This is a genomic window from uncultured Thiodictyon sp., from assembly GCF_903828115.1.
Lineage (GTDB): Bacteria > Pseudomonadota > Gammaproteobacteria > Chromatiales > Chromatiaceae > Thiodictyon.
In genome coordinates, this window is sequence record NZ_CAIKKU010000471.1 from 1 (window position 1) to 6611 (window position 6611).

Annotated in this window: 6 protein-coding genes; 4 read left to right on the forward strand and 2 right to left on the reverse strand. The window is 64.0% G+C overall.

Going from position 1 to position 6611, the window contains the following annotated elements:
- Nucleotides 1-372 precede the first annotated feature (372 nt).
- A complete protein-coding gene (locus QZY48_RS17345) occupies nucleotides 373-1935 on the forward strand; it encodes an ATP-binding protein (RefSeq protein ID WP_295433295.1) in 1563 nt (520 codons plus the stop codon).
- Nucleotides 1936-2317: 382 nt separating this feature from the next.
- Here the strand turns inward: QZY48_RS17345 and QZY48_RS17350 are convergent, their stop codons facing one another.
- Together QZY48_RS17350 and QZY48_RS17355 are read right to left on the reverse strand one after the other, a co-directional pair.
- Nucleotides 2318-3679, reverse strand: a complete 1362-nt coding sequence (locus tag QZY48_RS17350) for a hypothetical protein (RefSeq protein ID WP_295433298.1) — start codon at nucleotides 3677-3679, stop codon at nucleotides 2318-2320.
- Between the two features lie 31 nt (nucleotides 3680-3710).
- Nucleotides 3711-3980, reverse strand: a complete 270-nt coding sequence (locus QZY48_RS17355; protein ID WP_295433301.1) for a hypothetical protein — start codon at nucleotides 3978-3980, stop codon at nucleotides 3711-3713.
- A 241-nt stretch (nucleotides 3981-4221) separates the two neighbouring features.
- Between QZY48_RS17355 and QZY48_RS17360 the strand changes: the two genes are divergently transcribed.
- Genes QZY48_RS17360 through QZY48_RS17370 form a run of 3 tightly spaced genes read left to right on the forward strand, consistent with a single transcriptional unit; the run spans nucleotide 4222 to nucleotide 6436 of the window.
- Nucleotides 4222-4875, forward strand: coding sequence for a CDP-alcohol phosphatidyltransferase family protein (locus QZY48_RS17360; RefSeq protein ID WP_295433303.1), 654 nt, complete (start codon nucleotides 4222-4224; stop codon nucleotides 4873-4875).
- The gene (locus tag QZY48_RS17365; protein ID WP_295433306.1) at nucleotides 4872-5492 is read left to right on the forward strand and encodes a 1-acyl-sn-glycerol-3-phosphate acyltransferase; all 621 of its coding nucleotides are present in this window, start codon (nucleotides 4872-4874) and stop codon (nucleotides 5490-5492) included. Before QZY48_RS17360 ends, QZY48_RS17365 begins: the two co-directional genes overlap by 4 nt.
- A complete protein-coding gene (locus tag QZY48_RS17370) occupies nucleotides 5489-6436 on the forward strand; it encodes a phosphatidate cytidylyltransferase (RefSeq protein ID WP_295433309.1) in 948 nt (315 codons plus the stop codon). The genes QZY48_RS17365 and QZY48_RS17370 overlap by 4 nt, the downstream gene beginning before the upstream one ends.
- Nucleotides 6437-6611: the final 175 nt, after the last annotated feature.

Consider the following 6611-nt stretch of genomic DNA (forward strand, 5'->3'; position numbering starts at 1 on the left):
CTGACGGTGTCGGGGCTGGAACAGTCAGGGCTGGAAGCCCTGACTACGCCGCCCCGCACGCTGGCCATCGAGCTAGCGGTCGAGAGGACTTTCATGTTCCGGGGTGGCGCGGGTGCCATGACCGTTAGCCGCGACGAGGCCTCGCGAGTTGCCGCAACGTCGCAGGTTACCGCGGCGCCGCATCGCGGCTGCAAGCCGCTCCCACGGGAGGACTTTCATCTGCCGGGGTGCCTGAGGTTCCTTCCATGGCCGTTAGCCCCGGTTCACGAGCGCCGAAACTGGGCTATTATGCCGATCAAGCGGGGACACGAGGCAAACCGCCGCCCTGCCCCCTCCGTTCACCGCCCGGCGACTTATAGCGACTCCAGACCCATGACGACCGCCACTCGCCGCAAACGACTGCCCATCGGCATCCAGACCTTCGCGAAGATCCGCGAGGACGACTGCTATTACGTCGATAAGACCGGCTTTGCCCTGCGGCTGATCGCCCAAGGCAGCCACTATTTCCTGTCGCGCCCGCGGCGCTTCGGCAAGTCGCTGTTCCTGGATACGCTGGCGGAACTGTTCGCCGGCAATGAGCCGCTGTTTCGGGGGCTCGCGGCCCATGGGCGCTGGGATTGGAGTCGGCGCTTCCCGCTCATCCGGCTGAGCTTCGGCGGCGGCCTGGTCCGCAGCCGCGCCGAGCTCGACCGGCGCATCCGCGCGCTGCTGCACCGCAACGGTAAGGCACTGCGGGTCAGCTGCCGCGACGCGGGTGACATCGCGGACTGCTTCGCCGAGTTGATCGAATCTGCTCATGACGTCGGCGGTGAGCGGGTCGTGGTGCTGGTAGATGAATACGACAAGCCGATCCTGGACAACCTGTCGCAGCCGGAGACGGCACGCGACATCCGCGACGGATTGCGCGACCTGTACTCGGTCATCAAGGACGCCGACGCTCATATCCACTTCGCGTTCCTGACCGGGGTCTCGAAATTCAGCAAGGTCAGCCTGTTTTCGGGGCTGAACAATCTCAACGACATTACCGTCGATACCGCCTATTCGGCGATCTGCGGCTATACCGAGGCCGATCTGGAGGCGGTCTTTGCGCCTGAGTTACCGGGGCTCGACCGGGACCAGGTACGCGCCTGGTACAACGGCTACAACTGGACCGGCGAGTCGGTCTACAACCCCTTCGACCTGCTCCTGCTATTCGAGAAGCGGCAATTCCGCCCCTGGTGGTTCGAGACCGCCACCCCGAGTTTCCTGATCGACCTGCTGGTGGAGCGGCAGGTGTTCATCCCCCATCTCGGCCAGACGATCGCAAGCGAGGCGCTGCTCTCGACCTTCGACGTGGAGCGGATCGGCACCGAGGCGCTGCTGTTTCAGACGGGCTATCTCACCATCGACTCGGTGTCGCAACGCGGGGCCCTGATCGAGTATCGGCTGCGCTGGCCGAACCAGGAGGTCGAGGCCAGCCTGACCGGGGCCCTGCTGGAGCAGCTCGCCCCGCGCTCGGACGATGGCAGTGCCAGGCCCGGGCGGCTCTATGACCTGTTGCTCACCAATGACTTCGCCGGGATCGAGCGGCTGTTTTTGGCCCTGTTTGCCGGTATCCCGCCCGACTGGTACCGCAACAACCCGATCGCCCGCTACGAGGGCTATTATGCGAGCGTCTTCTATGCCTGTTTCGCCGCCCTGGGCCTGGACCTGACCCCGGAAGAGGGCAGCAACGCCGGGCGGCTGGATCTCAGCGTCCGCTTCAACGCCCAAGTCTATCTGTTCGAGTTCAAGGTGGTGGAATTGGCCCCCGAGGGCCGCGCCTTGCAGCAGATCAAGGACCGGGGCTACGCCGATCGCTATCGCGCCGCGGGGCTGCCGATTCATCTCATCGGGGTCGAATTCAGTCGCGAGCGGCGGACCCTGGTCGCCTTCGAGGTCGAGACGCTGACCTGATTTCAGGGCGGCCTTGATCGTCATCCCAGCCAGCCGCGGTACGTCCCCAACCGGAGGTCGAGGCTTTACCGTGAAAGTCGCGCAGCGACGCTGTGGCAGCGGCTTCAGCCGCGACGAGGCTCGCGAACTGCCGCAACGTCGCAGGTAACCGCAGCGCCGCATCGCGGCTGCAAGCCGCTCCCACGGGAGGACTTTAATCTGCCGTGATGCCTGAGGTTCCTTCCATGGCCGTTAGCCCCGGTTCCCGGGCGCCGAAACTGGGCTAATATGCCGAGCATAAGGCAAGGTCAACGCGCCCCCGGGACGCAGGGCGGACTGGCCGAACCATTGGCAGTTACCCGGGTTCCGTCCAGGGTGGGTTGGATCAGGAGGCGGAAGGGACTCATTCGGCAGTCTCCGATTCATCTTCATCGCCGATCGGTCCTTGTAGCAACGTTTCTAGTACCGCCTGCTCGTCCTCTCTCAACTCTAGCGCAGCAAGTTCGCGGGATTCCTGGGTCGCCCAGACCTTTGAGGCAACAACCGATTGCCGCCTTCTAAACGAAAGCGATTCCAGTACGCTGTCATAAAGCCTCCGAATCTCTTCGCGCGCTTGATAATCATAGGGCAGTTCAAAAGGTTCAAACCTCAGAAACATGCGCGTAAGCCGAGTTTCATCCTTTCGAAGCCATGAGATTTTACCTCGCCACCGCTGGAGGCGCTCCTCGTCAGGCACCACCAAACCGCGCGCAACGAGGGCGTCTTCGATTTTCGACTCCCGTTCGACGAGCCTATCCATCGCCTGCGGGGTGGTTGCACTCAGAAGAGCGTCATAGAACTGCCGAAACGCTTCGTCTTGACCGATTGTCTGCTCAACAACATTCCAGATGGAACAAGGACACCATCGGCCGAGCAGTGTATCAATGGTGTAGCCTCTTGCAAAAGCACCGGGAAGGCGACGAGCGGGCGGAAAATCTAATTGCGCAGAAAATGGATTCCGCGTTGCTGTTGCCCGGTCCAGATCCAAGCCAAGTAAAGCTAATTCGTTATTACCTGGGGCCGACCTTCGCCCCACATCGGTTAAGGTGTAGCGAACGCCCAGCTGAGATCGCAAAGCGTCCCGCCAGTCATGGAGAAAAACGCCTGAGGCAAGCAATGCATACGCAAAAGCATAAATATCATCTTGTGCAAACGCTTGCGCAATATCAATTTCATTCTCACGAAGCTGCCCCCAGATATCCAGGAAATCCGCAACGTCTCTTCGGCTGGTGGATTTACTGGATAGTTCTACGTTCACTCTCGCACGGCTCGCTCCCAAGCCACGCGTCGTAGCGTTGCCGGAACTGATCCATACTACGCCATCGCCTACCCTGCCCTGTACCCGTTGAACGACAGAGTAGCTTTTTGCGTGCATTAGCATACCGACCCTGACAGGAATCCATCGAAAAGTCACCTCCCTCCGACGACATCGCCTTTCCAGTCTTCTCAAGTCGCGCTCCGCGTCATTGGGAAGACGCCCTCGGTAAATCTCTAGCATTTCAAACATTAACTCAACGTCGGTAAGCCGGACCACTTCGGAAACGTGGTCAATCAGAGCCCTGATACCACGTAAGTTTTTATCGAGGTAGCAGGATAGAATACGCAGTTCGTGCCGCCGCTGAAACCGACGGTCAAAATCCCCCAAAGAATCGACAATTTGATTCAGAAGACCATCGGCTCTGGATGTGTGCAGATGTATTGTCATTTTCTTATCCTCGTTTTTCAAAAGCCTTCAATTCTTGTTACGGGCGCCATCTTCATCTGTTAAAGAGCCACCCGGGGGCGTGCTTTTCGTCGCCGTCGAATACCGCGTTGTGCAAGCTTTTTCCGATCATCGGCAACTGGGCCTTGATGCGCCGCGCCTCATCGTCGTCCGGGTCGGCCAGCGACTCGGCGCCATAGGTCTCGACATACCAGCGGATGTCATTGCGGTCCTTGTCGGTGACCGGATTGGCGAATGCGAATTGGCCGGGGTCGTTGCCGTCACAGGCGACACTGACCTGGGTGGGGCCGGGGAAGCGCAGCACGAGTTCAGGGGGCCATGGCGATTCGGTCCTTGGTTGGCTGATGGGGACAGAGGTCGATCCGGATAAGGCGATTACAGCACGAGGAAAGCCAGAAGGGAACCGGCTGAAGCCTCGCCCGCCCTGCTTCCTTGCGGTCAGAACGCCCATCTTTAGGTTGAAGTCTTGGATTCCGGGTATTGTTTGCCGCGCCTTGCGTGCCCATCTGTCTCAAATTGCGCCTCGCCCACCGAGACCCTGCCCGATGCCGCCGTCACCACCCGCCCGCCGCCCGCTGAAGACCCGCGACACCGCCTGGGCGCGCGCCCTGGCGCGCTGGCTCGCGGCCCGGCGCGTCGCGCCCAACCATATCTCGCTCGCGAGCCTGGGTTTCGCCGCACTGGGGGCCGCGGCCATGCTGCTGGCGCCGGGCGCATCGCCCGGGCTGCGGGCGGGGCTGTACCTGGCCGCCGCCGGCTGCATCCAGTTGCGGCTGCTGTGTAACCTGCTCGACGGCATGGTGGCGGTGGAGGGGGGGCTGGGATCGCGCTCCGGGGACCTCTACAACGAGATCCCGGACCGCCTGGCCGATCCGCTGCTGATCGTCCCGGCGGGCTATGCCTGCGGGCTCGCCTGGGGGCCGGAACTGGCCTGGACGGCGGGATGCCTCGCCCTGCTGACGGCCTATATCCGTGCCTTGGGCGGCAGCCTGGGTCTGGCCCAGGACTTCCAGGGACCCATGGCCAAGCCGCACCGCATGGCCGCGTTGACCAGCGGACTCATCATGGCCGCCCTGGGCGTTGCCTGGGGGCTGGACGGGCCGGTGCTGTTCCTGACGCTGCTCCTGATCGCGGTCGGCGCCGCGCTGACCGCCATCCGCCGCGCCCGGGCGATCCGGGCGGCCTTGGAGGCGCGATGAGCACGGCGCCCGCCGCCGCCCGGCTGCTCGCCTTCCTGACCCGGCTGATCACCGGGGTGCGGGCGCGCTGGGTCGGCGCCGCGCCGAGCGGCGTCCAACGGGTCTATTACGCCAATCACAGCAGCCATTTGGACACCCTGGTGATCTGGGCCTCCCTGCCGGCGTCCATCCGCGCCCGCACCCGCCCGGTCGCCGCGGCGGACTATTGGGACCGACCGGGGCTGCGCCGCTGGCTGGCCGGCGCGGTCCTGAACGCCTTGCTGGTCGAGCGCGCAGGGGGCTGCGGCAGTCGCGAGGCGCTGCGCCGGATCGATGCCGCGCTCGCGGCGGGTGATTCGCTGATCCTCTTCCCCGAGGGCACCAGGGGCGACGGCAGCACCGTCGGTGAATTGAAGCCGGGGCTCTATTTCGTCGCGCACCAGCGGCCCACGGTGGAACTGGTCCCGGTGTATCTCCAGGATCTGAGCCGCATCCTGCCCAAGGGCGAGGTACTGCCGGTGCCGCTCCTGGGCAGCGCCACCTTCGGCGCACCGCTGGCCCTGACGCCGGGGGAGGATCGACACGCCTTTCTGCAACGCGCCCGTGAGGCCTTGGTCGGCCTGGGGAACCACAGATGAACCTCCTGACAGACCCGCAGATGTTGCTCCTGCTCGGTGGCATCGGCGCCCTGCTGGCGGTCGCGAGCCTGATCGGCTGGGTGCTGGCCCGGCGGGTGCGCGACGATCAGGCCCGCCTGGTCGTGGCCAACCTCAATGCCCGCATCCGCTCCTGGTGGGTGATGACGGCGGTCTTCGCGGCGGCGCTCGCGACCGGCGGGGTGGGGTCGGTGATCCTGTTCGCCCTGACCTCCTTTATCGCGCTGCGCGAGTTCGTCACCCTCACCCCGACCCGCCGGGGCGACCACCGCACCCTGTTCTGGGCCTTCTTCGTCTTTGCACCGGTTCAATATCTGCTGGTGGGCATCCAGTGGTACGGGCTCTTCGCCATCTTCATCCCGGTCTACGCCTTTCTGTTCATCCCGGTACGCAGCGCCCTGGCCGGCGACACGACGGACTTTCTGGCGCGCACCGCCACCATCCAGTGGGGCCTGATGATCGCCGTCTATTGCGTGAGCCACGCCCCGGCGCTCCTGATGCTGGCGATTCCGGGCTACCAGGACCAGGGGGCCAAGCTGTTGCTCTATCTGATCATCGTGGTGCAGTTGAGCGATGTCCTCCAATACGTCTTCGGCAAGACGCTGGGCAAGCACCGGATCGTCCCCAAGGTCAGCCCCAACAAGACCTGGGAGGGCACCATCGGCGGGATCGGCAGCGCCAGCCTGGTGGGCGCCGCGCTCTGGTGGGTGACGCCCTTCAGCCCGGGCGAGGCCTGGCTCATCGCCTTGCTGATTTGCCTGGCGGGCTTCGCCGGCGGGCTCGTGATGTCGGCGATCAAGCGCGACCGGGGGGTGAAGGACTTCGGCACCCTCATCGAGGGCCACGGCGGGGTGCTGGACCGGATCGACTCACTGTGCTTTGCCGCACCGGTGTTTTTTCACCTGGTCCGGTATTTTTACACCTGATGATCAAGGCCGCGATCTGTCACGCCCTTTCAGGGCTAAGACTATCTCTGCGGACGACCCAGGGCGTTGCCCTGGGCTGGTATGTGTGACCCCGTTGGGGTCAATGCTCCCGCCCGGACGCCTTGATCCCGCGCGGGGGTGCCTGCCGTCGCCGCGACCCAAGCCCCGAAGGGGC